At 64.9% G+C, this 25,849-nt stretch carries 24 protein-coding genes; 19 read left to right on the top strand and 5 right to left on the bottom strand.

Translation table 11 applies throughout. The features are described from left to right. Positions 1-47 precede the first annotated feature (47 nt). Positions 48-746, top strand: a complete 699-nt coding sequence (locus H5P29_RS04340) for a spermidine synthase (RefSeq protein ID WP_067955699.1) — start codon at positions 48-50, stop codon at positions 744-746. A 322-nt stretch (positions 747-1,068) separates the two neighbouring features. Here H5P29_RS04340 and H5P29_RS04335 read toward each other — a convergent pair whose 3' ends face one another. Further along, positions 1,069-2,181, bottom strand: a complete 1,113-nt coding sequence (locus tag H5P29_RS04335; protein WP_067955696.1) for a zinc metalloprotease HtpX — start codon at positions 2,179-2,181, stop codon at positions 1,069-1,071. A 214-nt stretch (positions 2,182-2,395) separates the two neighbouring features. On the opposite strand from H5P29_RS04335, the gene dnaK reads away from it, so the two are divergent. The 9 genes from dnaK to H5P29_RS04290 all read left to right on the top strand — a co-directional run bounded on the left by dnaK (position 2,396) and on the right by H5P29_RS04290 (position 11,890). After that, on the top strand, positions 2,396-4,312 hold the full coding sequence (dnaK, locus tag H5P29_RS04330; protein ID WP_067955694.1) for a molecular chaperone DnaK: 1,917 nt from the start codon (positions 2,396-2,398) through the stop codon (positions 4,310-4,312). Between the two features lie 168 nt (positions 4,313-4,480). Further along, positions 4,481-5,572 (top strand): acyltransferase, encoded by a 1,092-nt coding sequence (locus tag H5P29_RS04325; protein WP_154385266.1) that lies wholly within the window; start codon positions 4,481-4,483, stop codon positions 5,570-5,572. A 165-nt stretch (positions 5,573-5,737) separates the two neighbouring features. After that, positions 5,738-6,871 carry a molecular chaperone DnaJ gene (gene dnaJ / locus H5P29_RS04320; RefSeq protein WP_067955689.1) on the top strand — a complete coding sequence of 378 codons (1,134 nt, stop codon included), beginning with the start codon at positions 5,738-5,740 and terminating at the stop codon, positions 6,869-6,871. 99 nt (positions 6,872-6,970) lie between these two features. Further along, positions 6,971-7,576: a phospholipid N-methyltransferase PmtA gene (gene pmtA, locus H5P29_RS04315; RefSeq protein ID WP_067955687.1), complete on the top strand. Its 606-nt coding sequence runs from the start codon at positions 6,971-6,973 to the stop codon at positions 7,574-7,576. Between the two features lie 90 nt (positions 7,577-7,666). Further along, positions 7,667-8,263 (top strand): NADPH-dependent FMN reductase, encoded by a 597-nt coding sequence (locus H5P29_RS04310; RefSeq protein WP_067965870.1) that lies wholly within the window; start codon positions 7,667-7,669, stop codon positions 8,261-8,263. Further along, positions 8,260-8,961, top strand: coding sequence for an orotidine-5'-phosphate decarboxylase (gene pyrF / locus H5P29_RS04305; RefSeq protein ID WP_067955685.1), 702 nt, complete (start codon positions 8,260-8,262; stop codon positions 8,959-8,961). The genes H5P29_RS04310 and pyrF overlap by 4 nt, the downstream gene beginning before the upstream one ends. Before the next feature lie 146 nt (positions 8,962-9,107). Next, positions 9,108-9,395 (top strand): DUF1330 domain-containing protein, encoded by a 288-nt coding sequence (locus H5P29_RS04300; protein WP_055982026.1) that lies wholly within the window; start codon positions 9,108-9,110, stop codon positions 9,393-9,395. Between the two features lie 293 nt (positions 9,396-9,688). Beyond that, positions 9,689-10,960 carry a polyhydroxyalkanoate depolymerase gene (locus H5P29_RS04295; protein WP_067965868.1) on the top strand — a complete coding sequence of 424 codons (1,272 nt, stop codon included), beginning with the start codon at positions 9,689-9,691 and terminating at the stop codon, positions 10,958-10,960. Between the two features lie 300 nt (positions 10,961-11,260). Continuing rightward, entirely contained in the window at positions 11,261-11,890 is a 630-nt protein-coding gene (locus H5P29_RS04290) for a transglutaminase-like cysteine peptidase (RefSeq protein ID WP_067955683.1), read from the top strand. A gap of 258 nt (positions 11,891-12,148) precedes the next feature. Here the strand turns inward: H5P29_RS04290 and H5P29_RS04285 are convergent, their stop codons facing one another. After that, positions 12,149-13,681: a YifB family Mg chelatase-like AAA ATPase gene (locus H5P29_RS04285; protein ID WP_067955681.1), complete on the bottom strand. Its 1,533-nt coding sequence runs from the start codon at positions 13,679-13,681 to the stop codon at positions 12,149-12,151. A gap of 282 nt (positions 13,682-13,963) precedes the next feature. On the opposite strand from H5P29_RS04285, the gene H5P29_RS04280 reads away from it, so the two are divergent. Together H5P29_RS04280 and cml are read left to right on the top strand one after the other, a co-directional pair. Further along, positions 13,964-15,004: a sensor domain-containing diguanylate cyclase gene (locus H5P29_RS04280; protein ID WP_154385265.1), complete on the top strand. Its 1,041-nt coding sequence runs from the start codon at positions 13,964-13,966 to the stop codon at positions 15,002-15,004. Positions 15,005-15,351: 347 nt separating this feature from the next. Then, on the top strand, positions 15,352-16,536 hold the full coding sequence (gene cml, locus H5P29_RS04275) for a CmlA/FloR family chloramphenicol efflux MFS transporter (RefSeq protein WP_154385264.1): 1,185 nt from the start codon (positions 15,352-15,354) through the stop codon (positions 16,534-16,536). Positions 16,537-16,660: 124 nt separating this feature from the next. Here cml and H5P29_RS04270 read toward each other — a convergent pair whose 3' ends face one another. From H5P29_RS04270 to H5P29_RS04260, 3 genes are all read right to left on the bottom strand, one after another. Further along, a complete protein-coding gene (locus H5P29_RS04270) occupies positions 16,661-17,062 on the bottom strand; it encodes a VOC family protein (protein ID WP_067955676.1) in 402 nt (133 codons plus the stop codon). Between the two features lie 65 nt (positions 17,063-17,127). After that, positions 17,128-18,072 carry a glutathione synthase gene (gene gshB / locus H5P29_RS04265; protein WP_067955674.1) on the bottom strand — a complete coding sequence of 315 codons (945 nt, stop codon included), beginning with the start codon at positions 18,070-18,072 and terminating at the stop codon, positions 17,128-17,130. 147 nt (positions 18,073-18,219) lie between these two features. Then, a complete protein-coding gene (locus tag H5P29_RS04260; protein ID WP_154385263.1) occupies positions 18,220-18,867 on the bottom strand; it encodes a TetR/AcrR family transcriptional regulator in 648 nt (215 codons plus the stop codon). 106 nt (positions 18,868-18,973) lie between these two features. Here H5P29_RS04260 and H5P29_RS04255 point away from each other — a divergent pair, with 106 nt between their 5' ends. The 7 genes from H5P29_RS04255 (at position 18,974) to H5P29_RS04225 (ending at position 25,826) form a co-directional block, all read left to right on the top strand. Beyond that, positions 18,974-19,615, top strand: a complete 642-nt coding sequence (locus H5P29_RS04255; protein WP_154385262.1) for a ferric reductase-like transmembrane domain-containing protein — start codon at positions 18,974-18,976, stop codon at positions 19,613-19,615. Between the two features lie 189 nt (positions 19,616-19,804). Beyond that, on the top strand, positions 19,805-21,148 hold the full coding sequence (locus tag H5P29_RS04250) for a bifunctional diguanylate cyclase/phosphodiesterase (RefSeq protein WP_067955669.1): 1,344 nt from the start codon (positions 19,805-19,807) through the stop codon (positions 21,146-21,148). Between the two features lie 254 nt (positions 21,149-21,402). Further along, a complete protein-coding gene (locus H5P29_RS04245) occupies positions 21,403-22,170 on the top strand; it encodes an SDR family NAD(P)-dependent oxidoreductase (protein ID WP_154385261.1) in 768 nt (255 codons plus the stop codon). Next, positions 22,167-23,108: a 2-dehydro-3-deoxygalactonokinase gene (locus tag H5P29_RS04240; protein WP_182574476.1), complete on the top strand. Its 942-nt coding sequence runs from the start codon at positions 22,167-22,169 to the stop codon at positions 23,106-23,108. The genes H5P29_RS04245 and H5P29_RS04240 overlap by 4 nt, the downstream gene beginning before the upstream one ends. Beyond that, positions 23,105-23,740 carry a 2-dehydro-3-deoxy-6-phosphogalactonate aldolase gene (locus tag H5P29_RS04235; RefSeq protein WP_154385260.1) on the top strand — a complete coding sequence of 212 codons (636 nt, stop codon included), beginning with the start codon at positions 23,105-23,107 and terminating at the stop codon, positions 23,738-23,740. The genes H5P29_RS04240 and H5P29_RS04235 overlap by 4 nt, the downstream gene beginning before the upstream one ends. Position 23,741: 1 nt before the next feature. Beyond that, positions 23,742-24,611 carry an SMP-30/gluconolactonase/LRE family protein gene (locus tag H5P29_RS04230; RefSeq protein ID WP_154385259.1) on the top strand — a complete coding sequence of 290 codons (870 nt, stop codon included), beginning with the start codon at positions 23,742-23,744 and terminating at the stop codon, positions 24,609-24,611. Positions 24,612-24,770: 159 nt separating this feature from the next. Next, positions 24,771-25,826: a D-alanine:D-lactate ligase-like protein gene (locus tag H5P29_RS04225; RefSeq protein WP_154385258.1), complete on the top strand. Its 1,056-nt coding sequence runs from the start codon at positions 24,771-24,773 to the stop codon at positions 25,824-25,826. Positions 25,827-25,849: the final 23 nt, after the last annotated feature.

Below are 25,849 nucleotides of genomic sequence, written 5' to 3'. Positions count from 1 at the left end.
TGTGCTAGGGAGCGCCGCATGAAGTCGGACAATGAAGGCGCGCGGCGATGATTCCCTGGGTAGTGCTCGACACGGCGAAGATTCCCGGCGGCGGCGAACTGCGGCTCAAGCAGCGCGGCACCGAGTTCTCGATCATGCTCGGCAGCAACGAGCTGATGAACAGCCGGCTGAGCGGCTCCGAGGAAGCGCTGGCCAAACTCGCCCATGAGCGCATCGGTGGCCGTTCCAAGCCCAACATCCTGATCGGCGGCCTCGGCATGGGTTTCACCTTGCGCGCAGCCCTTGCCTTGTTCGGCCGGGATGCCCGCATCGTCGTCGCCGAACTGGTATCAGAGGTCATCGCCTGGGCGCGCGGGCCGATGGCCGAACTCTTCGCCGGCTGCCTCGACGACCCGCGCGTCGAAATAGTGGAGGGCGATGTCGGCAAGCTCATCCGCGATGGCATGGGCGACTATGACGCCATTCTGCTCGACGTCGACAACGGTCCCGAGGGCCTGTCGCGCGACGCCAATGACAGCCTTTACAACTATACCGGGCTCTATGCTGCGAAGACCGCGCTGAAGCCGGGCGGCGTGCTGATCGTCTGGTCGCAAGGCCCCGACAAGTCGTTTTCGCGGCGCTTGCATGAAAGCGGCTTCGTAACCGACGAGGTCAAGGTCCGTGCCAGCACCAAGGGCAGCGGCGCTCGCCATGTCGTCTGGGTGGCGGCCAATCGCGGCGCGACGGCGGTGAAGGGGCGGAGATAGGGCGGCGCCCCTTCTTCAGTGTTGATGGGAAGTCACTCACTCCGGGTGAGCGAAGCGACACCCGGGCGCGATTGATCGGTTCGGCCACCCATGAAGCCAAGTTGCGATCCTTCGCACCCCTCTGGCCTGCCGGCCATCTCCCACACAAGGAGGGAGATTGGTCTCGTCGCCGGCGGTGCTCATCCTGCTGTATTGCAGGGATAAGCTTTGCGGCCTTATCGATTGGTCGCGGCGCCGATGACAGCTAAGATCGCCTGCAGGTCAGAAGGATCGTTGGTGACGAGCCACCCTGTTCAAAATCTCTCCACTTCGGCGCAAAAAATCACCACCACACGCCGCCGCGGGTCACCCGGATGCGCGGGCGACCTTTGTCGGGTGGGTTGAGCGAGGCGTCGCAGGCGGGACGGCTGTCGTCGGCGAAGTCGGTGTTGGCGGCATTGATGAAGCCGCGCGCGCCTTGCGGCAAATACGTGCCGGGGCGGGCGCGGATCTTGGGGATCATCGACGGTCGGGCGCCATGCGGCACAGCGGCGCTGTCGGCTGTAACGATGGGCTCCGGCGCCCCGGTGGTTTTCAGCGCCCTGAGCCGGGCGACGCGGTCGGCGGTGAGCGGGTGGGTGCGCAGCACCGAGGGGTCGGGGATGCGGCCGCTGGGCAGGAGGATGTTTTCCCACACCCTGCCCTGGGCACGTTCGAGCTTGGTCAACGCCGAGGCGAGGCCGTCCGGGTCGCCGGTGAGGATGGCGGCGCCAAGATCGGCGTCGAACTCGCGGGTGCGCGACAGCGCCATCTGCAGCAGGCCGCCGACGGTGGGTGCGGCAAGCAGCACCAGCACGGCGAGCCAGGGCACCTGGGTGCCGAAACCGCCGGCAAAACCGAACAGATTGAGAAACAGCGAGACCAGGCCGACAGTCGACATGAACGAGGTGAAGCGCGACACCATGTCGGCGAAGGCCATGACCTTCACGTCTTCATGGGCGATGTGGCTGATCTCATGGGCGAGCACGCCGGCGAACTCGCGCGGGGTCAGGTTGCGGGCAAGCGCGTCAGTCACGGCGATGGCCGCGTCGTTGCGACGGCCGACGGCAAACGCGTTCATCATCTTCGACGGGATGACATAGAGTTTTGGCACCGCAGGCAGCTCGGCGCGGCGGGCGAGCTCTTCGACGATGCGGAAGCCGGCGGGGAAGTCGGCCGGCGTGACCTGCCGCGCCTTGTACATTGACAGCACCATCTGCGGGCTGATGCGCCGCACCGCCCACATGGAAAGCGCGCCAAAGACAAGGGCATAGAGGATGCCGGTGCTGCCTGCGAAGGCCCAGGCGGTGACCCCGAGCAGGAGCAGGCTGCCGGCGCCGAGCAGCCATGTTTGCGCCGTGTTCAGCGCGCGATTGCGTCGGCGTTCGAAAAGGTTGATGGATTGTAGCTCGCTCATGCCCCAAATATGAGCTTGTCACAGGCTTTTGCCGAGTCCCCTGCACGGAAAGTTGCAGAACGCTTGCGCTGTCAGGAGCCTGTTCTTATATACGCCGCAACACCGCTTCGGCCCGGAAAACCGGTATCTGGAGCGGCATTTCGAGTGAACAGGGGCTTTCGTCGGAACGCCTTCATGGGTCCAGAGAGCCTGCTTAGCGGAGAGAAGTACTAAAATGGCAAAAGTTATCGGCATCGATCTGGGAACGACCAATTCCTGCGTCGCCGTCATGGACGGCAAGGACGCGAAAGTCATCGAGAACGCGGAAGGCGCGCGCACGACCCCTTCCATTGTCGCCTTCAGCGGCGACGGCGAGCGTCTCGTCGGCCAGCCGGCCAAGCGCCAGGCGGTCACCAACCCTGAAAACACCGTCTTCGCGGTCAAGCGCCTGATCGGCCGTCGCTACGACGATCCGGTCACCGAAAAGGACAAGAAGCTGGTCCCCTATCACATCGTGAAGGGTGACAATGGCGACGCCTGGGTGGAAGCCGGCGACAAGAAGCAGTCGCCCAGCCAGATCTCGGCGATGATCCTGCAGAAGATGAAGGAAACGGCGGAAGCCTATCTCGGCGAGAAGGTCGAGAAGGCCGTCATCACCGTTCCGGCCTATTTCAACGACGCCCAGCGCCAGGCCACCAAGGACGCCGGCAAGATTGCCGGTCTGGAAGTGCTGCGCATCATCAACGAGCCGACCGCAGCTGCGCTGGCCTATGGCCTCGACAAGACCGAAGGCAAGACGATCGCCGTCTATGACCTTGGCGGCGGCACCTTCGATATCTCGGTTCTCGAGATCGGCGACGGCGTGTTCGAGGTGAAGTCGACCAACGGCGACACCTTCTTGGGCGGCGAAGACTTCGACATGCGCCTGGTCGAGTACCTGGCGGCCGAGTTCAAGAAGGAACAGGGCATCGACCTGAAGAACGACAAGCTTGCCCTGCAGCGCCTCAAGGAAGCTGCGGAGAAGGCTAAGATCGAGCTGTCGTCGACGACCCAGACTGAAATCAACCTGCCCTTCATCACCGCTGACGCGACCGGCCCGAAGCACCTGACGCTGAAGCTGTCGCGCGCCAAGTTCGAACAGTTGGTCGACGACCTCGTCCAGCGCACGATCGAGCCGTGCAAGGCAGCGCTCAGGGATGCCGGCCTGAAGGCAGGCGAGATCGACGAAGTGGTCCTGGTCGGCGGCATGACCCGCATGCCCAAGATCCAGGAGATCGTGAAGCAGTTCTTCGGCAAGGAGCCGCACAAGGGCGTCAACCCCGACGAGGTGGTTGCTCTCGGTGCTGCCATCCAGGCCGGCGTGCTGCAGGGCGACGTCAAGGACGTGCTGCTGCTCGACGTGACCCCGCTGTCTCTGGGCATCGAGACGCTGGGCGGCGTGTTCACCCGCCTGATCGAGCGCAACACCACGATCCCGACCAAGAAGAGCCAGGTCTTCTCGACTGCCGAGGACAGCCAGTCGGCGGTGACCATCCGCGTCTTCCAGGGCGAGCGTGAAATGGCTGCCGACAACAAGATGCTCGGCCAGTTCGACCTGGTCGGCATTCCGCCCGCACCGCGCGGCGTGCCGCAGATCGAAGTGACCTTCGACATCGACGCCAACGGCATCGTCAACGTCTCGGCCAAGGACAAGGGCACCGGCAAGGAGCACCAGATCCGCATCCAGGCATCTGGCGGTCTGTCCGACGCCGACATCGAGAAGATGGTCAAGGACGCCGAGGTCAATGCCGAGGCCGACAAGAAGCGCAAGGCACTGGTCGAGGCACGTAACCAGGCCGAAAGCCTGCTGAATTCCTCGGAGAAGTCGCTCAAGGAATATGGCGACAAGGTCACCGAAGCAGACCGCACTGCGATTTCGGATGCGATCGCAGCCCTGAGGACCGCGACCGAAGGCGACGACGCCGAAGCGATCAACGCCAAGTCGCAGGCGCTTGCCGAAGCTTCGATGAAGCTCGGCCAGGCCATGTACGAGGCTTCGCAGAAGGAAGCGGCCGAATCCGACGCCGCCGCCGATGCTGCCAAGGACAGCGACGTGGTCGACGCCGATTTCGAAGAGATCGACGACAACGACGACAAGAAGAAGTCGGCCTGATCGGATCGACATCCAGTCTAATCGGAAAGCCCGGCCATTGCGCCGGGCTTTTCTTTTGCGTCAAATACAGAGACTGTCGGCGTTTAAGCTTAAGGAAAGAATGTACAGGCAGGCTGTGGCTGGACCCGGCCGAGAATTGACCTCGGCGGTGCGCTGGTGGAGGGCGGCATGCACTTCAGGACGCTCGAAATCTGGCGGCTGGCCGCAGCTCTTACCGTGATGATGTGGCATTTCCTGCGCTATGCGCCGCCCGGACACGAGGCGGCGAGCAATGCGCTCTACCGGCTGATGCCGCTGATGGAAATGTTCTTCATGATCTCCGGCTTCCTGATCATGCTGCGTTATGCCGACACGCTTATGGCCGAGCCGGGATCGTTCCGCCGCTTCATCGTGCGCCGTCTGGCCCGGCTCTATCCGCTCTATCTGGTGACGCTGCTGTTTTTCTGCGTGGTTGCCGCGGCCCTGCATTTCGGCCTGGTGCAGACCCAGCAGCCCGAGCGTTATGCCTGGGCGGCGCTGCCAGCCAACCTGCTGCTGGTCCAGGCCTGGGGCCTGACCGACAATCTGACCTTCAACTATGTCAGCTGGACGCTGTCGGCAGAGTGGTTCTGCTATCTCGCCCTGCCCGTCATCGTCCTGGCTTATCGCCGCCACGGCAGGTTGGGACTGGCTGTGGTGGCGGCGTCCGCCGTCTCTGGGCTGGAGTTGGCGGTGATGCTGGGCTGGATCCCGTTTCCGAGCTGGCTCGAGGCCAACACCTGGGGCGCCTATCGCGCCTTTGCCGATTTCGCACTCGGCGCGATGGTGGCGGTGGCCATGCGGGACTCCAGGCTCAAGTTGTCGAGCCACCTGCCCGGCTGGCTGACCTTTGCCCTGGCGATCGCGGCCATGGCGACCCAGCAGAACGCCTATGTGATCGTGCTCTTGCTGGCGGCGGCGATGTTCCTCGCCGCCCTTGCCGAGCGCAACAATCCCGATGGCGCGCTTTATCTCAAGCCGTTGCATCCGTTCGGCCGCGTCTCGTTCGGCATCTACATGATCCACCCTGCCATCGAGACGCTGCTTTTGGCGCTGGTTTGGCGCAAGCTGGTCGAACCGCTCGAGGTGATCGGCTTCTACACCTTCTGGCTGGTGCCGGCGGCGACCGTCCTGGTGGTTGCGATGGCCTCGGACCGCTACTTTGAGGGGCCGGTGAGCCAGTATCTCAATTCCCGGTTGGGGGTGGAAAAACCTAAAGCGGCACGTCGCCGTATCGCTTGAGCGGCCCCAAGGCCACAATGGCTGCAAATTTAGCCGATTTTCTGCCGAAATCTGCCGCTTCGGCCAACCGGCCTATGGCATACCGGCGCATGGTTTACTAAATCGGGGCCTATTACCACCGATGGCGCAATCCGGTGGATCGCGCCGAGGCAGTGACGGGAAGATATGAAAGCTGATTTCTACGAAACGCTGGGTGTCCAGAAGGGCGCCGACGAGAAGGAGCTGAAGTCGGCCTTCCGCAAGCTTGCCATGCAGTTCCACCCCGACCGCAATCCGGGCGACGACGCGTGTGAGCACAAGTTCAAGGAAATCAACGAAGCCTACGAGACGTTGAAGGACCCGCAGAAGCGCGCCGCCTATGACCGCTTCGGCCACGCCGCCTTCGAGAATGGCGGCATGGGCAATGGCGGCGGCCACGGCTTTGGCGCCGGCGGCTTCGCCGACATCTTCGAGGACATCTTCGGCGACATGATGGGCGGCGGGCGCCGTCGCTCCTCGGGTGGCCGCGAGCGCGGTGCCGACCTGCGCTACAACATGGAAATTTCGCTCGAGGAGGCCTTTGCCGGCAAGACCGCGCAAATCCGCGTGCCGACATCGATCCTGTGCACCGAATGCGCCGGTTCGGGCGCCAAGCCCGGTACCCAGCCGGTGACCTGCTCGATGTGCCAGGGCCACGGCAAGGTGCGCGCCAGCCAGGGTTTCTTCTCCATCGAGCGCACCTGCCCGCAGTGCCAGGGCCGCGGCCAGACGATCAAGGACCCGTGCGGCAAGTGCGCCGGCCAGGGCCGCGTCACCGAGGAGCGCTCGCTGTCTGTCAACATCCCTTCGGGCATCGAGGACGGCACCCGCATCCGTCTCGCCAATGAAGGCGAGGCCGGCCTGCGCGGCGGCCCGTCAGGCGATCTCTACATCTTCCTGTCGGTCAAGCCGCACGAGTTCTTCCAGCGTGATGGTGCCGATCTCTATTGCAAGGTGCCGATCTCGATGACCACCGCCGCACTGGGCGGACAGTTCGAGGTGGCGACGCTCGACGGTACCCAGACCCGCGTAAAAGTGCCCGAAGGCACCCAGAATGGCCGCCAGTTCCGCCTCAAGGGCAAGGGCATGCCGGTGCTGCGCCAGCCGCAGGTCGGCGATCTCTACATCCAGACCGCCGTCGAGACGCCGCAGAACCTGACGCGGCGGCAGCGCGAGCTGCTCGAGGAATTCGAGAAGCTGTCGTCGACCGAGAACTCGCCGCAGTCGAGCGGTTTCTTCTCGCGCATGAAGGACTTTTTCGAGTCCTTCGGCGATAAATGAGGATGTTTCTGCCGTAACGGAAATTGAGCCAGCTTTCTGCTTGCGCTGGCCCACTTTGCTGTTATTTCTCCCCCCAGCAGCGGTGAGGAGATCGAAGCGATGCCACGCGGTTCCGGATTGCGCAAAACCCTTGCGGCAAGGTTCGACGACGAACTGAAGTTCTTCAAGGGCTGGATCGACAAGCCCAAGGCCGTCGGTTCGATCGTGCCGACCAGCTCGGTCACCGCCAAGCGCATGGCCTCGGTCATCAACACCCGCTCGGGCCTGCCGGTCCTGGAAGTCGGGCCCGGCACCGGCGTCATCACAAAGGCGATCCTCGCCCACGGCGTGAAGCCCGAGGATCTCTATACGGTTGAATACTCAGCCGATTTCGTCCAGCACCTGCGCCGCCTCTACCCAGGCGTCAACGTCATCGAGGGCGACGCCTTCGACCTCGACAACACGCTCGGTGACAAGAAGGACCTGATCTTCGATTCGGTCGTCTCGGGCGTGCCGCTGCTCAACTTTCCGGTCACCAGCCGCGTTGCCTATCTCGAGGGCCTGCTCAAGCGCATCCCTGCCGGACGGCCGGTGATCCAGCTGACCTACGGCCCGAAGTCGCCGATTCCTCCGGGCCTCGGCAACTACACCGTCGAGCATTTCGACTTCATCATCCGCAACATTCCGCCGACGCAGCTCTGGGTCTATCGCCGCGCCAAGCACTGAGCACAGCGGCCTTGATTTGGCCGGCTGATCGCCCCTATACCGTCGCCACGATGTTTGGTGCGTCTTGCCGGGCGTGCCACAGGATGGATGATGCCGCTCGTTCCCAGAATTCTCGTCTTTGCCGGTTCGATCAGGGCCGGCGCCTATAGCGGCCGCACGGCCGACATAGCGCAGAAGGAATTGGCGCTGCAGGGTGCCGAGGTGACGCGCATCTCGCTCGCCGACTATCCGCTGCCGATCATGGACGAAGACCTCGAGGAACGCGACGGCGTGCCCGAAAACGCCGTCAGGCTCGCCCGCCTGATCGACATGCACGACGCGGTGCTGATCGCGACGCCCGAATATAACGGCTCGATGCCGCCCTTGCTCAAGAACACCATCGACTGGGTCAGCCGCGTGCGTAGCGACGGCGGCAGGCGGCTTCAGCCTTATGCCGGCAAGCTGGTGGCGATCTGCTCGTCCTCCGACGGCCATTTCGCCGGCATCCGCAGCGCAACTCACCTGCGCGCGGTGCTGTCGCACATCCAGATGGAAGTGATTTCGCCGCAGGTTTCGGTGCCGCATGGCAGCGAAGCCTTCGACGACAACGGCGAATTCCGCGAGGAGCGCCTGCGCAAGGGCATGCAGCGGCTGTGCCAAACGCTTGTCGAACGAGCCACCATGATGTCGCGAAGGGTAGAACCATGAGCAGCATAGACACTGTACGCGACCGGCTGATCGTCGGCCTTGACCTGCCCACCGTCAAGGAAGCCGAAAGAGCGGTCCGCGAACTCGAAGGCACCGCGAGCTTCTACAAGATCGGTTACCAGCTGGCTTTTGCCGGAGGGCTCGACTTCGCCCGCGAACTGGCCAGCGGCGGCACCAAGGTGTTCCTCGACATGAAGCTGCTCGACATCGACAACACGGTGGCCAAGGGCGTCGAGAACATCGTCAAGATGGGCATGACCATGCTGACGCTGCATGCCTATCCCAAGGCGATGAAGGCGGCGGTCGAGGCAGCCAAAGGCAGCGACCTGTGCCTGCTCGCGGTAACGGTCCTCACCTCCATGGACGAAAAGGACATGATCGACGCGGGCTATGAATACGACCCGCACACGCTGGTGCTGCGCCGCGCCGAACAGGCGCTGCAGGCAAAGATGGGCGGCATCGTCTGCTCGGCCAGCGAAGCCTCGGCAGTGCGCCGCATCGTCGGGCCAAGCATGGCGGTGGTGACGCCGGGCATCCGCCCTGCAGGCAGCGACCATGGCGACCAGAAGCGGGTTGTTACCCCGGCCGACGCCATGCGCAACGGCTCGAGCCACCTCGTCGTTGCCCGCCCGATCGTCGGCGCGGTTGACAGGAAGGCTGCGGCGCAGGCTATCCTTGAGGAAATGGCAAAAGCCTAAGATTCCTCTGTGACGAACGCCCGCCGCGGTTGTCTCCGCTTCCGGTGCTCACGGACCTGAATGTCCACTGTGCTCCGGTTCTCGACAACAACACCAGTCGGCTCGTCACAGCGCGTTTTGAAGATGGGGCAGCCCGGGAGGAAAGAATGACCAAGGCTTACTGGATCGCACGCGTCGATGTTCGCGACCCCGAGGGCTACAAGGGCTATGTCGCTGCGGCCAAGCCGGCCTTCGAACGCTTCGGTGCGAAGTTCATCGCCCGTGGCGGCGCCCATGAGGCGGTCGAGGGGCCTGGCCGGGCCCGCAATGTGATCATCGAGTTCGCCTCGATGGACGACGCGCGCAACTGCTACTTCTCGCCCGAATACCAGCACGCCAAGTCGATCCGCCAGCAGTTTGCCGATGGCGAAATCATGCTGGTCGAAGGCATCTAGCAGCTTCACAACACTCTGAATTGTCCTGCTCCGCCGTGCAGTCTTGCCCGGCGGGGCGATGGTGTTTGGCCGCCGGGCTGATTCGGGGTCTTTCGGCGTCGCACAACGTCAAGGGCGACAGGTGCTGAGCCGGCGGCGCGATTGAAAACGGATTTTCAACAGCTTGGACCAAAGAATGACCCTGTTTCACACCAAGTGAGATATTGCATCGCAGCAGATGTTTGTTACCTTCGCTGCATTGCATGACGGGCCTCCGGCCGGCTCGCCTCCCCGAATGGCCGTATGAGGACATCATGTTTTACCAGCTTTATGAATCGACCCATGCTGCGCTGCAGCCGGCCCGCGCCTATGCGGACGCCGTCAAGCTGTTCTACTCCAACCCGCTCAACCCGTTCTCGCACATGCCGGTCGGCCGCTCGGTGGCGGCGATGGCCGAACTGTTCGAGCGCACGACGCGCCGCTACGGCAAGCCCGCCTTCGGTCTCGACAAGACGGTTGTCGACTTCCAGCCGGTGGCGGTGACCGAGAAGGTCGCGTGGTCGCGGCCGTTCTGCAATCTGATCCGCTTCGAGCGCGACCTGCCCGCCGGCCGCCGCCCCGACCCCAAGCTTTTGATCGTGGCGCCGATGTCGGGCCACTATGCGACGCTGCTGCGTGGCACTGTCGAGGCAATGCTGCCGTATGCCGACGTCTACATCACCGATTGGGCCGATGCCCGCATGGTGCCGGTGACCGAAGGCAAGTTCGATCTCGACGACTACATCGATTATGTCATCGACATGTTCCACGCGCTGGGACCGGACACCCATGTGATGGCGGTGTGCCAGCCTTCGGTGCCGGTGCTCGCCGCAGTCGCCGTGATGGAGGCGCGCGGCGACCGCTTCGCGCCGTCGACGATGACGTTGATGGGCGGCCCGATCGACACCCGGCGCAATCCGACCGCCGTCAACCAACTGGCCGAGAAGAAGAGCATCGACTGGTTCCGCGACAACGTCATCATGCAGGTGCCGTGGCCGGCGCCCGGCTTTGCCCGCGAGGTCTATCCGGGCTTCCTGCAGTTGTCGGGCTTCATGACCATGAACCTCGACCGCCACATCATCGCCCACAAGGACTTCTTCATGCACCTGGTGAAGAACGATGGCGACGGGGCGGAGAAGCACCGCGACTTCTATGACGAATATCTGGCGGTGATGGACCTGACCGCCGAATTCTACCTGCAGACGGTCGACACCGTGTTCGTGCGCCACGCTTTGCCCAAGGGCGAGATGACCCATCGCGGCCAGCCCGTCGACACCTCGGCAATCCGCAACGTCGCGCTGTTCACCGTCGAAGGCGAGAACGACGACATTTCGGGCCTCGGCCAGACGCAGGCAGCGCATGATCTGTGCGTCAACGTTCCCCAGGACATGAAGGCGCATTACATGCAGCCGGCTGTCGGCCATTACGGCGTCTTCAACGGCTCACGCTTCCGCGCCGAGATCGTGCCCCGCATCGTCGACTTCATGGCAAGCTATGGCGCATCCGCACGCAAGGCGGCCAAGCCTCGGCTGGTGCGCAAGGCCTGACGGCCGCCGCCCAGCCAGGTTCATCTTTTCCACAGGCAAGGCCCGGTGCAAACGCCGGGCCTTTCTGCGTTCTGTGCGCCTTTTCGGGTACAGGGCACCCTAACTCGTTGAATTCGTGCAGCGCGGCTGGCGAAAGCCGGCTCCGGTTGTCCGGCCGCCGTGCCGTGCGTCTGTTGCACAATTATCGCTTGGCCGCCGCTGCGGTAACCATGTCTGCAATCTGCAGCGAGCTTTGATTGACTCCGCCTGCCCCTCGCTCTTAACGTTTTATTAACGATGTAAATGGGGCGAGCGGGGCAGATGATTTCCGCAGCAGGCGTACGGTGCGCGGCGGGGCGTGCCGGTGTGTTTTTCGGGCTGATGACGGGCGTGGTTTTGTCCGCTGGCGCAGCCTTTGCTGCGTCCCAGCCGATGACTACGGGTGGGCTGACGTCGCAGCCGATCGGCCATTACGATTTCTGCCGCCTCAATCCGGCCGAGTGCTCGATCCGGTCGCGCGACACCGGGCCCGAGCAGATGACAGGCGCGATGTGGCGCAAGATCGTCGCCGTAAACGTGTCGGTCAACGCCGCCGTCAAACCAATGAACGATATCGACATCTATGGCCGCGACGAGGTCTGGACCTACCCCGACAATAGTGAAGGCGACTGCGAGGACTATGTGCTGGAAAAGCGCCGGACCTTGAACCGCGAAGGTCTGAAACTGTCCAACCTGCTGATCACGGTGGTGCGCAAGCCCGATGGCGAGGGTCATGCGGTGCTGACCGTGCGCACCTCCAAGGGCGACTTCATCCTCGACAATCTGACCGATGCCGTGCGCCAGTGGGACGAGACCGGCTACAGCTACCTCAAGCGCCAGTCGAGCGAGAACACCGGCCGCTGGGTGACGATCCGCGAAGGCCAGCCGATGCTGGTCGGCTCGGTCAAGTAGCGTCTCTTGCGGATACGGTAACCGCTGTTCCTTCGTGTTTCGCAGGGCGGCTTGTGGCCAAGTGGTCCTGGCCGCGTCCTCTGGCGAGGCAAAACGGCGGCCATATGCCACCGTCCCGTTAGACTTACCGAGCGGTGAGGTTGAGTTCCGCCAGCGCCGCGGACGCTGCATGTCCGCTGTTCGCTTTCATTGGGCTCGTCTACTGCCTTCACCTCCCTTGCGACAGCCTGAACTGCGCTTGCGGCGCCCCTCCTCTTCCTACGCTGCCTGCGCCATGCGCTCGGCGCTCATGCGATATGAAATCGCCTCGGCGAGGTGAATGCGGCCGACAGTCTCGCTGCCATCGAGATCCGCCAGCGTGCGTGCCACCTTGAGCACACGGTGATAGGCGCGGGCGGAAAAGCCGAGCTTTTCGCTGGCGTCGCGCAACAGCGAAAGCCCAGCGGCATCGGGCGCGGCGATGTCTTCGATCAGGCCTGCGGCGCACTGCGCATTGGTGGTGGCACCTGTGACCCCATGGCGTTCGAGGCGCTCGCGCTGGATCGTCCGCGCCCGGGCGACACGCAAGGCGACATCGGCGCTGGCTTCCGAGCGGCTGCCGCGGATGAGGTCGGAGGCCGAGACCGCGGGCACCTCTATGCGCAGGTCGATGCGGTCGAGCAGCGGCCCGGAGATACGTGCCTGATAGTCGGACTGGCAGCGCGTGCCGCGCAGGCAGCGATAGCCGGGTTCGCCGGCCATGCCGCAGCGGCACGGGTTCATCGCCGCGACCAGCTGGATGCGCGCCGGATAGGTGATGCGGTGATTGGCGCGGGCGATCATGCATTCGCCCGTTTCGAGCGGCTGGCGTAAAGAATCGAGCACCTGTGGTGTGAATTCGGGGAGCTCGTCGAGGAACAGCACGCCGTGATGGGCGAGCGATACTTCGCCCGGCCGCGCCTTCAAGCCGCCGCCGACCATTGCCGCCATCGAGGCGGAATGATGCGGTGCCCGGAACGGGCGCCGGTCGGTGAGCTTGCCTTCCGCGAGTTCGCCGGCGATCGAGGCGATCATCGACACTTCGAGAAGTTCCTTGGGCGACAAAGGCGGCAGGATCGAGGGCAGCCGCGCCGCCAGCATCGACTTGCCGGCGCCAGGCGGGCCGACCATCAAGAGGTTGTGGCCGCCAGCGGCGGCGACCTCGAGCGCTCGCTTGGCGCTTTCCTGGCCCTTGATGTCGGCGAGGTCGGGCAGGTCGCGCGCCGCAGCACGAATGCCGGGTTCGGGTCGGGAAAGTACCTGGGTGCCGCGAAAATGGTTGGCGATGGCAATCAGGCTGCGCGGCGCCAGAATGTCGATGTCGGCACCGGCCCAGGCGGCTTCCGGTCCGCTGGCGGCGGGACAGATCAGCCCCTTGCCCTCGGCATTGGCGCCGATTGCCGCCGGCAACGCACCTGCGACCGCCGAAATGGTGCCGTCCAGCGACAGCTCGCCGAGCACGACATAGGCGGCGAGAGCATCGCCCGGCAGGGCGCCGAGTGCTGCCATCAGCCCGAGCGCAATCGGCAGGTCGTAATGGCTGCCTTCCTTGGGCAGGTCGGCCGGGGCAAGGTTGATGGTGACTTTCTTGGCAGGCATCGACAGGCCGGACGCGTGCAACGCCGCCTGCACCCGCTCGCGGCTTTCGGCCACCGCCTTGTCGGGCAGGCCGACGATCTGCATGCCGACCTTGCCGGGCGCGACCATCACCTGCACGTCGACGGGAACCGCCTCGATGCCCTGGAACGCGACAGTGCGCACGCGCGAAACCATGCTGCCCTCCCTATAGCACCGCGCTCCTTGGGACCGCACGGATGCGCTGTGGCGAATTCATGCACGTTGCTTCCGGCAGGCGGCCCCTCGCCTGCGTAAGCCTCAGCCAAAGACAAGCATAGATTGCAAAGGTGCGCAAGAACAATTCAAGAACATGCACGTCGGCATGGTGCGTTCGGGATACGTTAACCCTGGTGCGCAGCAATCTGCCCTTGCGGCATTAGAGAGAGGGAATATTAAGCGCCGCCGCGCGAAGCTCTGCCCGAAACAGGGGCTATCCACATGCGCAGTCCGTCATCGCGGCACATACGGCGGCGGGCCGTTCTCTGGCAGAGCGACGCCATCATCGCGGGGCTCGAGGCAAGGCTTGAGGCGCAGACGGCGCTGATCCGCGAACAAGCGGCCTCGCTGGCGCACAGCCAGAAGATTTTCGACCGCTCCTCGGCCGCTGCCCGCATCGGCGTCTGGCAATGCAACCTCGCCGACCAGGCGCTGCACTGGACCGACGTGGTCTATGATCTGTTCGACCTGCCGCGTGGAGCACCGCTCGTCCGTGAGGACATCGTCAAATGCTACACCGAGGCTTCCGCCATCGAGCTGCATGCCAAGCGCAGCAAGGGCATTGCGGAGCGCACCGGCTTCGGCCTCGACGCCGAGATCGTGACTGCGAAGGGCAATCGCCGCTGGATCCGCATCACTGCCAGCGTCGAATGCGAGGATGGCGTTGCCGTGCGTATCTTCGGCATGAAGCAGGACATCACCGAAGAGAAGATTCTGGCCGACCAGACCCGCTATCTCGCCGAATATGACGTCATGACCGGGCTCGCCAACCGCAGCCGGTTCCAGACCAAGTTGGCGGAGCTGACGGCCGATGCCGACGATCGGCCTCCGCTCGGAGCGCTGCTGCTGGTCGACCTCGACGGCTTCAAGCAGATCAACGACACCTTTGGCCATGTCGCCGGCGACGAGTGCCTGAAGGAAGTGGCCCGGCGTCTGCAAAACGCCTGCGCCGGCGTCGAGCTCGTCTCGCGCATCGGCGGCGACGAGTTCGCCGTGCTGGTGGGGCCGGAGTTGGACCTTGCGGCGATCTCGGAACTGGCGCGCCAGATCATCGACAGGCTGGGCAGACCGGTCGACCACGGCGGCCGGGCCCTGAAGCTCGGCGCCTCGATCGGCATCGCGATTCATGAAGTGTGCAGCCCCTCGGATCTGCTGGTGCGAGCCGATACCGCGCTCTATGCCGCCAAATCAGCGGGTCGCAACACCTTCCGGATCTTCAAGCCGACCGAGGCCATCGGGGTGAGAAACCCGCGCGCCGCCTGAGGCGCAACTGCGCTTTTGCTGGCGAGCTGGTTTTCCGGCGGGGCCGCCCGAGCCGCCTCCTTCCGAGGCTCGGGGTTGTTCCGGGCCAGGCGGGCTGCTAGGAAGCCGCGAGCCAATCAAGGCGCCCGCGCTTCTCCGCGAGACGAACATGGGTACAGCCAAGTCCGCAGACAGATAGGCCGCAACAACACCAAGACGTTGTTGCGGCGCCCTGCCCCCTCATTTCCTGATCACTGATCGGTCCGGCGCGGTTGCGGGAAATCGTTTCCTGACATCCAGCCGATGTAATCGACAAGCGAAGTGGCAGATCGCCGCCAGATGAAATTCATTTGTGCGGATGAAAAGTCATGCCCAATCGAAACTCTCCCACGTGGAGCCATTCCCTGCCCGCGGCGCTGCTTTTGATGGCGCCCTTCGACATCCTGGCCTCGCTGGCCATGGACATCTACCTGCCTGTGGTGCCGGAGATGCCGGCAATCCTCGCCACCACGCCCGACGTCGTCCAGCTGACGCTGAGCCTCTACATGATCGTGCTCGGCCTCGGGCAGGTGATCTTCGGCCCGATCTCCGACAGGATCGGCCGCCGCTCGGTGCTGCTTGGCGGCGTGCTGCTGTTTGCTGCCGCCTCGTTCCTGCTTGCCGTCACCAGCTCGGCGCCGCTGTTCGTCGCCCTGCGCGTCGTCCAGGCTCTGGGCGCCTCCGCGGCACTCGTCGCCACCTTCGCCACGGTACGCGACGCCTATGCCGAGCGGCCGGAAGGTGCTGTTATCTACAGCCTGTTCAGCGCCATGCTGGCCTGCGTGCCGGCGTTCGGCCCGATCGCCGGCGCGCTTATTGCTCATGGCCTGGGCTGGCGGGCGATCTTCGCCACGCTCGGCTTGCTCGCTGTGTTGGCCATGGTCAATGCGCTTCTGCGTTGGCACGAGACCCGGCCCGAAACGACCCAGTCGCGCCCCGCCTTCCGGGCGATCCTCAAGAGCCCGGCCTTCCTCGTCTATACGCTCGGCTTCAGCGCCGCGATGGGGGCGTTCTTCGTCTTCTTTTCGACGGCGCCACGCGTGCTCATCGATCGCGCCGGCTATTCGCAGCTCGGCTTCAGCCTTGCCTTTGCCACCGCGGCGGTGGCCATGATCGTCACCACGCGCTTCGCCAAACTGTTCGTGGCGCGTTGGGGGATACCCGGCAGCCTGAAGCGCGGCATGGCGATGCTGCTCGCAGGCGCAGTGCTGCTCTGTCTTGGCCAGCTTTTCGGCCAACCCTCCTTCGCGACCTTCATCATGCCGATGTGGGTGATCGCCATCGGTATCGTCTTTGCCGGCGCGGTGACGGCGAATGGCGCGCTCGAAGCGTTCGGCGATGCCGCAGGCACCGCGGTGGCGCTCTATTTCTGCGTTCAGAGCCTGATCGTCGGCCTTATGGGCACGCTGGCGGTGCTCATGCTCGGCGGCGACACAGCCTGGCCGCTCGCCGCCTATTGCGCGGTCATGGCAATTGCGACGCTGTGCGGCCTGAGGTGGTTGCAGGTGGGGTAAGTCTGTGACTCCAGGGGGCCTTGCAGGCCGCCTTTTGCCGCGTCCCCTTGTCAGGGGCGCGGCGCTTGAAGCCGGAGTTGCAGCCATCTCCGCCGGCGGCACCGACGGGATCACGCTGTCCTTGTTATGGAGCCCAGGTGATCGTAACCGCGTCGACCGAGCGGTTGGCGGGGCCGTGAAACACGGCTTCGATGTTGTTGCCATCGGTATCGAACAGGAAGGCTGCGTAGTAGCCGGGATGATAGGCGCGCTCGCCGGGCGCGCCATTGTCTTTGCCGCCCGCAGCAAGACCTGCGGCGTGGAACCGGTCGACGACACTGCGGTCGGTAGCCTGAAACGCAACATGCACGCGGCTGGACTGCTCGCCGGCGTCGACCCACAGCTCGTCGGCGTAGAAATGCGCGCCGCCATCGATGATCGGAATCCCCAGGACGCCAAGCACGGCCGTATAGAACCGCTTGCTTGCCGCGAGGTCGCGGGTGCGCAAATGCAGATGGTCGATCAAACGACCGCGCTTCAGTTCCATTGTCTTGCCTCCATGCTGGTCAACTTCATCGACGTGGGTCGTGATGTCGCCGCAGGCGAAAGGGGCTATTTCGCCCGCTTCTTCTCCACCGCGTCCCAGAACAGCGCGGCGATGTCGGCGCCGCCGAACTTCTTGACCTCGCGGATGCCGGTCGGCGAGGTCACGTTGATCTCGGTCATGTAGTCGCCGATGACGTCGATGCCGACGAGGATGAAACCGCGTTCCCGCAGCGACGGGCCGATGCGGGCGCAGATTTCGCGCTCGCGCTCGGTGAGTTCGGTCTTCTCGGCCCGCCCGCCGGCATGCATGTTGGAGCGGGCATCATGCTCGGCCGGCACGCGGTTGATGGCGCCGGCGGGTTCGCCGTCGATCAGGATGATGCGCTTGTCACCCTTGCGCACGTCCTTGAGGTAGCGCTGGACGATGTAGGGTTCGCGGAACAGCTGGCCGAACATCTCGAGCAGAGACGACAGATTGCGGTCGGCCTCGTGCAGGTGGAAGATGCCGGCGCCGCCATTGCCGTAGAGCGGCTTGACGATGATGTCGCCGAACTCCTTGCGGAAGGCGGCCACTTCCTGCGGATCCTTGGTGATCAGCGTCTCCGGCATCAAGTCGGCGAATTCGGTGACGAAGATCTTTTCCGGGCTGTTGCGCACCCATGCCGGGTCGTTGACGACAAGCGTCTTGGGGTGGATGCGCTCGAGCATGTGGGTGGTGGTGATGTAGTTCATGTCGAAGGGCGGATCCTGGCGCAAAAGGACCACGTCCATCTCCGACAGGTCGGTGCGGACGGGCTCGCCGAGGGTGAAGTGGTCACCCTTGACGTCGCGGACCTCGAGCTTCTCGATCCGGGCAAAGACCTTGCCATCGCGCATCGACAGCCGGTCGGGCGTGTAGTGGTAGAGTTCGTGGCCGCGTCGCTGGGCCTCCAGCGACAGCGCGAACGACGTGTCGCCGGCGATGTTGACGGTGAAGATGTGGTCCATCTGGACGGCGATCTTGAGCGGCATGGACGTCTCCGGCGCGGCTTTCGGTAATCTTGTCGCGCGGGCCGGGCTCCGGTCGCGCTCTGCGGTGACGAGGATGTAGCAATTTGCCGTCCTTATGCAATGGCGGCGGGTGCGAACAAGTTCACCCGATGCATCGGCTGGCCGATGCTAGGTCCCGGAGAGGTTCGTCGCATGGCGCCCGCCGATCATGTCGATGAACAGCTCGACCGCTTCGGCCATGGCCTGCCCGGCCGGCTTTTCGACATGCCATTCGGCAAAGTGGCCGTCGATCCACATCCGGCACAGGCCATAGATGAAGGCGCGCACCGACAGCATCAACGCGTCGGGGGCAAGGGCTGCAGATATTCGGCCGGACGCTTGTCCGCGGGCGATCAGGTCGAGCATGACCAGGCGGATCGCCTCGGTTTCGCCGGTCAGTTTCGGCGAGCCGTGGAAGTCGATCACCGTGCGCGAGGCGATGACGTCGAAGTGCGTCGGATTGGCGAGCGCCCAGGCGAGATAGCCCCGCGCGATGGCGCGCAGGCCCTCGACCGGGTCGGCGTCGCCGGTCGCCGACAGCTCCTGCTGGACCGACAAGGTCAAGCGGCCCATCGCCTGCTCGGCCACCGCCGTCATCAAAGCTGTCTTGTTGGCGAAATGGCGGAAGGGGGCCGCAGGCGAAACGCCGGCGCGCTTTGCGGCTTCGCGCACCGAAACGGCGTCGACGCCCTTCTCCTCGATCATCCCGATGGTGGCGGCGATGAGCTCCTCGACGAGGTTGCCGTGATGATACGCCGCGCGGGAAGAGTTGGTCATGCCTCTTCTAGTAGCGGTCGGCGGGCCGAAATGTAAGCGGCGTAAACATCGACTTGACAGTTCTTTGCAACCGAATGTAAGCAGTGATTACATAGGAGGAAAAATCATGCGGGTCTGGCCCGAAAGCACTTCGAGATGGCCGCCCAGCGGCTGGCGGCTGACAGCCTGGCTTGGCTTGGTCGTGTTGGCGGCGTGCGGCGCTGCTGCCGGCCTGGCAGGCGATCCGGTCGACGGCGCGCGCGTGGTGATCAGGCTCACCGCACGCACCTCACTCATGCTGTTCGTGCTCGCATTCACCGCCTCGAGCCTGGCTTGGCTCTGGCCATCGGCCATGTCGCGCTGGATCAGGGCTAACCGCCGCCATTTCGGCCTGGCCTTCGCCTTTTCGCACGGCGTCCATGCCGTCGCCATCATCGCACTGTCGCAGCTCGATCCGGTGCTGTTCGACGAGCTCACGGCGCCCGCCGCCTTCATCGCCGGCGGCGCCGGCTATCTCGCCATCATCCTGATGGCGGCAACGTCGTTCGACCGGACGGCTGCCGCGATCGGGCCGAAAGCCTGGCGCATCATCCACGGCGGTGGCGCCTGGTTCCTGGCTGTCTTCTTTGTCGTCAATTTCGGGCGCCGGGCGGTGCTGAACCCGGGAATGTACTGGCCTTACATGGCACTGATCCTTGCCGCGATCGCGCTCCGGTTGATGAGCCAATTGTGTGGCCGCAAGCGCGACGTGGCCGGGCAAGGCGCTTAGCTTGCGCGTCAATTTGATGGCTGACTGGCGCCTGGATCCAGCATTTTGGCAGCGCCGGATTGCCATCGCTGAAACCGGTTTCGACGCCGTGTCGAAATCCGGACGGCAAGCTGATTGAATACAATTCCTAAACGCTTTGCTGGCACTGTGCTGCAACAGTTGCAAATATTAGCAGAACAGAGACAAAGCATGCCTATCGGCGTCAGCCATTCGGACAGGGAAACGGCGGATCTGGCCTTCACCGATGCCTTGACCGGGCTGGGCAACCAGCGTCGTTTCTTCGACAAGGTCGAAAGGCTGATCGGCGACCGCGCCGAGGACCCCGCGCCGTTCACCGTCGGCATCCTCGATCTCGACGGCTTCAAGCCGATCAACGACCTGTTCGGACACCGCGCCGGCGACGACATCCTGATCCAGGTGGCGATGCGGCTGCGCGCCGCCTGCGATGGCTATTCGGCGGTGGCGCGTATCGGCGCCGACGAGTTCGCCTTCCTCTACCCGCTGGTGTTCTCAGAGGATGCGGCGGCCGAGAAAGCGCGCATGCTGATCGAAATCCTGTCGGCACCTTACGATGTCGGCGAGCGCACGGCGCGCCTGTCGGCGTCGGTCGGCTGCTCGCTGTTCCATTCGAGCGACGACACCACCGAGACGCTGGTGCGCAAGGCCGAGACAGCACTTTACCACGCCAAGCGCTCGGGTCGCGGCCGCGTCGTCGTCTACACCCGCGAGATGGAGGAGGCGGCCAAGCGCGTCACCCGAATCGAGCAGGCGCTGCGCCGTGCGGTTGCCGCCGGCGATGTCGCGCCGCATTTCCAGCCGATCGTCGATCTCAACAGCCGCCGCACCATCGGTTTCGAGGCGCTGGCACGCTGGACCGACCGCGACCTCGGCTTCGTTTCGCCGGCAGTCTTCATTCCGATCGCCGAGGAGCGCGGCATCATCGGCCCGCTGTCGCAGCTGGTGCTGCGCAAGGCGGCGGAAGCGGCGCGCAGCTGGCCGAAGGAAATGTTCCTGTCATTCAATCTGTCGCCGTCGCAGCTGGTCGACCAGAACACCGGCCTGCACATTCTGTCGATCCTCGAGCGCACCGGCTTCGACCCGCGCCGCCTCGAGATCGAGATCACCGAAACCGGCCTGATGACCGATCCCGCCTCGGCCGAAAAGATCGTCGAGGATCTCAGGCGGGTCGGCATCCGTGTCTCGCTCGACGATTTCGGCACCGGCCAATCGTCGCTCGGGCGCCTGCGCGAATTCCGCTTCGACAAGCTCAAGATCGATCGCGCCTTTGTTGCCTCGATCCTCGAAGACCGGCCGTCCGAACACATCATCCGCGCCATCCTGGCGATGTGCGAAGGCCTCGGCATGGATGTCGTCGCCGAAGGCATCGAGATGGAGGCGCAGGCGGAACGGCTGACGCAGTTCGGCTGTGCCGGCGGGCAGGGTTATCTGTTCGGCCGTCCGGCCGACGCCGCCGCCACGCTCGGCTATCTGCGCGAAGCCCATCGCGGCGGGAGCTTCGCCCGGGCGGTCTGACCGACATGTCCTGATATCACTTCTCGCGTCGCGCGGTGGCTGTGCTGCACCCGTCGCGAACACAAGGTCGGGGCGCCGGTCCGGGAGCATGGCGTGATAGATTGTTCCCGTTCGAGGCTCCGGCAGGATGCTCCGAATTTTCCGTGAGCGAGCACGATCTTCTCCGAAAACCGGTTCCCACTTCTTGCGATCTTGCTCTATGACGGTGGGCATGTCCGGCTTTGGGGGAAGTGGGCGAGGCGAGGGGAAAGATCATGATGCCATCGGCACGTTTTCCTGATCTCGAGGGCCAGTCGGTGCTGATCACTGGTGGCGGCACCGGCATCGGTGCGTCGCTGACCGAGGCGTTTGTCCGGCAGGGCGCGAAGGTCGCCTTCATCGACATCGCGCTGAAGCCGAGCCAGGAGCTGTGTGACGAGATCGAGCAGGCGACCGGCAACCGGCCGCTCTATCTGCGCGCCGACCTTCGCGACATCTCGGAGCTGCGCCGGGCCGTCGGCCGGGCCGAGGAAGAGCATGGCCCGGTGACGGTTCTGGTCAACAACGCTGCCAACGACCTGCGCCACGAGGTATCAGATGTCACTCCCGAGAGCTGGGACGAGAACCAGGCGGTGAACATCAGGCCGCATTTCTTCACCATCCAGGCGGTGGCGCCGGGCATGGTCAAGGCCGGCGGCGGCTCGATCATCAATTTCAGCTCGACCTCCTATATGCTCAACATCGGCGCCATGCCGGCCTACACGGCGGCAAAGGCTGCGATCGTTGGCCTGACCAAGGGGCTTGCCGGGCGCTACGGCCCCGACAACATCAGGGTCAATGCGGTGGCGCCGGGCTGGGTGATCACCGAGCGGCAGCGCGAATTGTGGGTCAGCGAGAAGTCGCTCAAGGCGCATATCTCGCGCCAGTGCATCAAGCGGATGATGCTGCCGGAAGACATGGTCGGGCCGGTGCTTTTCCTGGCTTCGGACGCGTCGAAAATGCTGACGGCACAGACGCTGATCGTCGATGGAGGGATCTTGTGAGTGCTACCCCTACGATAGCGGCCGTTGACTGGGGCACGACCAGGCTGCGTGTCTGGCTGCTCGACGCCAAGGGCGCGGTGCTGGACGAACGGCGCAGCGACGAGGGCTTGCTCACGGCGCAGCACAAGGGTTTTGCCACGGTTCTCGACAGGCAGCTGCAGGACATGGGCGCTGCGAAGGACCTGCCGGCGATCGTCTGCGGCATGGCAGGTGCGCGCCAGGGCTGGGTCGAGGCGCCTTATGTCGACGTGCCGTCGTCGCTGGGCGACATTCTGGGCGCCGCCGTGCCCGTGTCGGGTGCCGGCCGCGACGTCCGCATCGTGCCGGGACTGGCCCAGCGCGACCCGCGGGCGCCCGATGTCATGCGCGGCGAGGAGACCCAGCTCGCCGGCATTGCCGCCCTGATCGGAGCGGGCAGCCATCTCGTCTGCATGCCCGGCACGCATTGCAAATGGGTGACCGCCGCGGGCGGCGCCATCCAGGGTTTCGGCACCTGGCCGACCGGCGAGATGTTCTCGGTGCTGGCTCAGCATTCGATCCTGCGCCACTCGATCGGCGACAAGCCGGCAAAGGTGTCGCCGGACAGCAAGGTCTTCCGCGACTGGTGCGGGGAAGCGCTGTCCGACGGCGACATCGGCGCGAGATTGTTCGGCATCCGCGCCGCCGGCCTGCTCTCCGGACTCGGCCAGGAGGATGCGGCAGCGGCACTTTCGGGCCTGCTGATCGGCGCCGAGGTTGCCTCGGCGGTCAGGCGCTTCGGCCGGCGCGAAACGCCTGTCGTGCTTGTCGTCTCCGGCGCGCTGGGCGGGCTCTACGCCGAGGCGATGCGCCTCGCCGGCATTGCGGTGACGATCGCCGATGCCGATGAAGCGGTGCTGGCCGGCCTGGTGGCCGCTGCCCGCCGCAATGGGATGCTGGCTGAAGGAGTGGCTGAATGAGCGTGACTGCACCGTTCCCCGAGCTTGGCCGCGGGCTGGTTGCCATCCTGCGCGGACTGAAACCGGAGGAGGCGCTTGGCGTTGGCCAGGCGGTGTTCGATGCCGGTATCGAGGCGATCGAGGTGCCGCTCAATTCGCCCGATCCGTTCCGCTCGATCGAGATCCTGGCCAGGGCGCTGCCTGCGGCACTGGTTGGCGGCGGCACCGTGGTGTGGGCCAAGGATGTCGATCGGCTTCACGATGCCGGCGGGCGGCTGCTGGTCAGCCCCAACATCGATGCCGAGGTGATGGGCCGCGCGGGTGCGCACAAAATGGTGACGATGCCCGGCGTGATGACGCCGACCGACGCGTTCCTGGCTCTGCGGCTGGGCGCCTCGGCGCTGAAGTTTTTCCCGGCGAGCGTGCTCGGGCCAGGCGGCATTTCGGCGATCCGTGCCGTGCTGCCCAGGGAGACGCAGGTCGGTGTCGTCGGCGGCGTGTCCGAGGTCGATTTCGCCGCCTACGCCAAGGTCGGTGTACAATTGTTCGGGCTCGGCTCCAGCCTCTACAAACCCGGCATGAGTGCTGCCGACGTCGGCGAACGCGCCCGGGCGGCAGTGGCCGGCTGGGACGCCATCGGCAAGGGTGCCTGACATGGCGGCCAGCATCCTGTCCGACGAGACCTGCGAGCTCGGCGAGGGCCCGACCTACGATCCCGCCACCGACACGCTTTACTGGTTCGACATACTGGCGAGCCGGATGCTGGAGAAGAAGCTGTCCGGCGGGCAGACGCGCATCCACCAACTGGACGAGATGGCGAGCGCGATCGCCACGATCGACGGCGAGCGCCAGCTGCTGCTCACCGAAACCGGGTTGCATGTCCGCGATGCTACGACCGGCAAGCTCAAGCTGCATATGTCGGTCGAAGCCGCCAATGCCGACACGCGCTCGAACGACGCGCGTGTGCATCCGTGCGGCGCGCTGTGGTTCGGCACCATGGGCAAGAAGGCCGAGGCCGGTGCCGGCGCCATCTACTGGTTCTTCCGTGGCGAGCTCAGGCTGCTTTTTCCGGCGATCAGCATTCCCAATTCGATCTGCTTCAGCCCGGACGGCAAGACCGCCTACTACACCGACACGGCGGTCAACCTGCTCTACCGCCTCGACTGCGATGCCGACACCGGTCTGCCGCTCGGCGAGCCGAAGCTGTTTGTTGATCGGCGCGGCGACAGGGGCGGCATCGACGGCTCGGTCGTCGACCGCGACGGGGTGCTGTGGAACGCCAGCTGGGGCGGCGGCCGCGTCGACGCCTATGCGCCCGACGGCAAGCTGGTGCGCAGCGTGCCAGTGCCGGCGGTGCAGACCTCGTGCCCGGCCTTCGTCGGGCACGCCGCCGACCGGATGGTGGTGACCTCGGCGGCCGAAGGCATGAGCGCCAAAGCGCGCCGGGCGGATCCGCATGCCGGCAAGACCTTCCTGCTCGACATCCAGGTCAATGGTCGGCATGAGCCGAACGTACTGATCTGAGGCGCGGCAAGCGCCCGCTCTGCAGTCCTTCAACTGGCGGGCCTTGTCGCCCGGACGATGGCAACAGGTCGGTTTTCCGGCAAGCCTGAGACGACGGGGATGCCATTGTCGTGCACCGGCGAAGTGCTTCCGCGCCGCCCGCATGCAGGAACAGTGCCGATGGCCGGACAAAAACCGACGCTTTTTCTCGTCCATGAGCCGGAGCGTGCGTGTTCGGAGCGATTGCTCGATGACGGCTTCTCGGCCCAGGCGGCGATGGAGATCTCGTCCTATCTGGCGCAGTCGACCGACATGGTGCCGGAGTTCAGCGCCCTAGATGAAGCATGCGCCAGGCGTGGCCTCGATTTTCGCGCCGTCGAACTGGACGATGCGGCAGCGGTGCTGGCATCAGTTGACCGTGGCGCCAGCCTGGTGTGGACGCTGACCGACGGCATCGCTTTTTTCCGTGGCGGTGCCGCACCGGCACTTGCCCGGCTGAACGGCTTGCGGACCATCGGCGCCGACGACAGCCTGTTTGCGCTGTGCCAGGACAAGTTTCGTGCCGGTTCCGTGCTATCGGCTCTCGGCCTGCCGGTGCCGGCGGCGGGTCTCGTGCGCGGCGGCGAATGGCTGGTCGAACCGCTGGCGTCTTCGTCGGGCTATTTTGTCAAACCGAACCGGCTCGGCGCCAAGATCGGCATCTGGGCGGATTCGCGTATCGCCAACGTCACGGAGGCGTTGGCGCTCGGGCGCAGGGTGTTCGACGCCTACCGCGACGACGTCATCGTCCAGCCCTATGTCTCGGGCCGCAATGTGCGGGCGAGCTTCCTGGCGGTCGATCCTGAAGTTGGGCCCGAGGCGCTCGGCATCGTTTTTGTCGATTCAGGTGGCGATTTCCAGACCATGGCCGACAGTATGGCGCTCTATGGCGACACCGGCGCGGCAGCCAGGGAAGCGGGGAAGTATGTCGAGCCGGAACTGGCGCAGGTGGCGTCGCTGCAGCCGCGCGCGGCCGAGCGCATCCGGCGGATCGCCGCAAGGCTGGTGGCGGGCATCGGCCTGCGCGATGTCTTCTCGCTCGACTTCCGCGTCGAGGCCGACGACACCGTGCACCTCATCGAATTCGAGGTCTGCCCGGGCCTGCCCTGCTTCGATTTCCGCGCCTATTGCCGGACGGAGTGGCAGCTCAGCCTCGCCGAGGCAATGGCCGAGACGGCGGCGCGGCGCATCGGTTAGAGGCGCGCCGCGTCTTTGGCAGC

It is taken from the genome of Aminobacter sp. MDW-2 (assembly GCF_014250155.1).
In the GTDB taxonomy this organism is placed as follows: domain Bacteria; phylum Pseudomonadota; class Alphaproteobacteria; order Rhizobiales; family Rhizobiaceae; genus Aminobacter; species Aminobacter ciceronei.
This window is presented reverse-complemented; position numbering and strand designations above follow the sequence as displayed.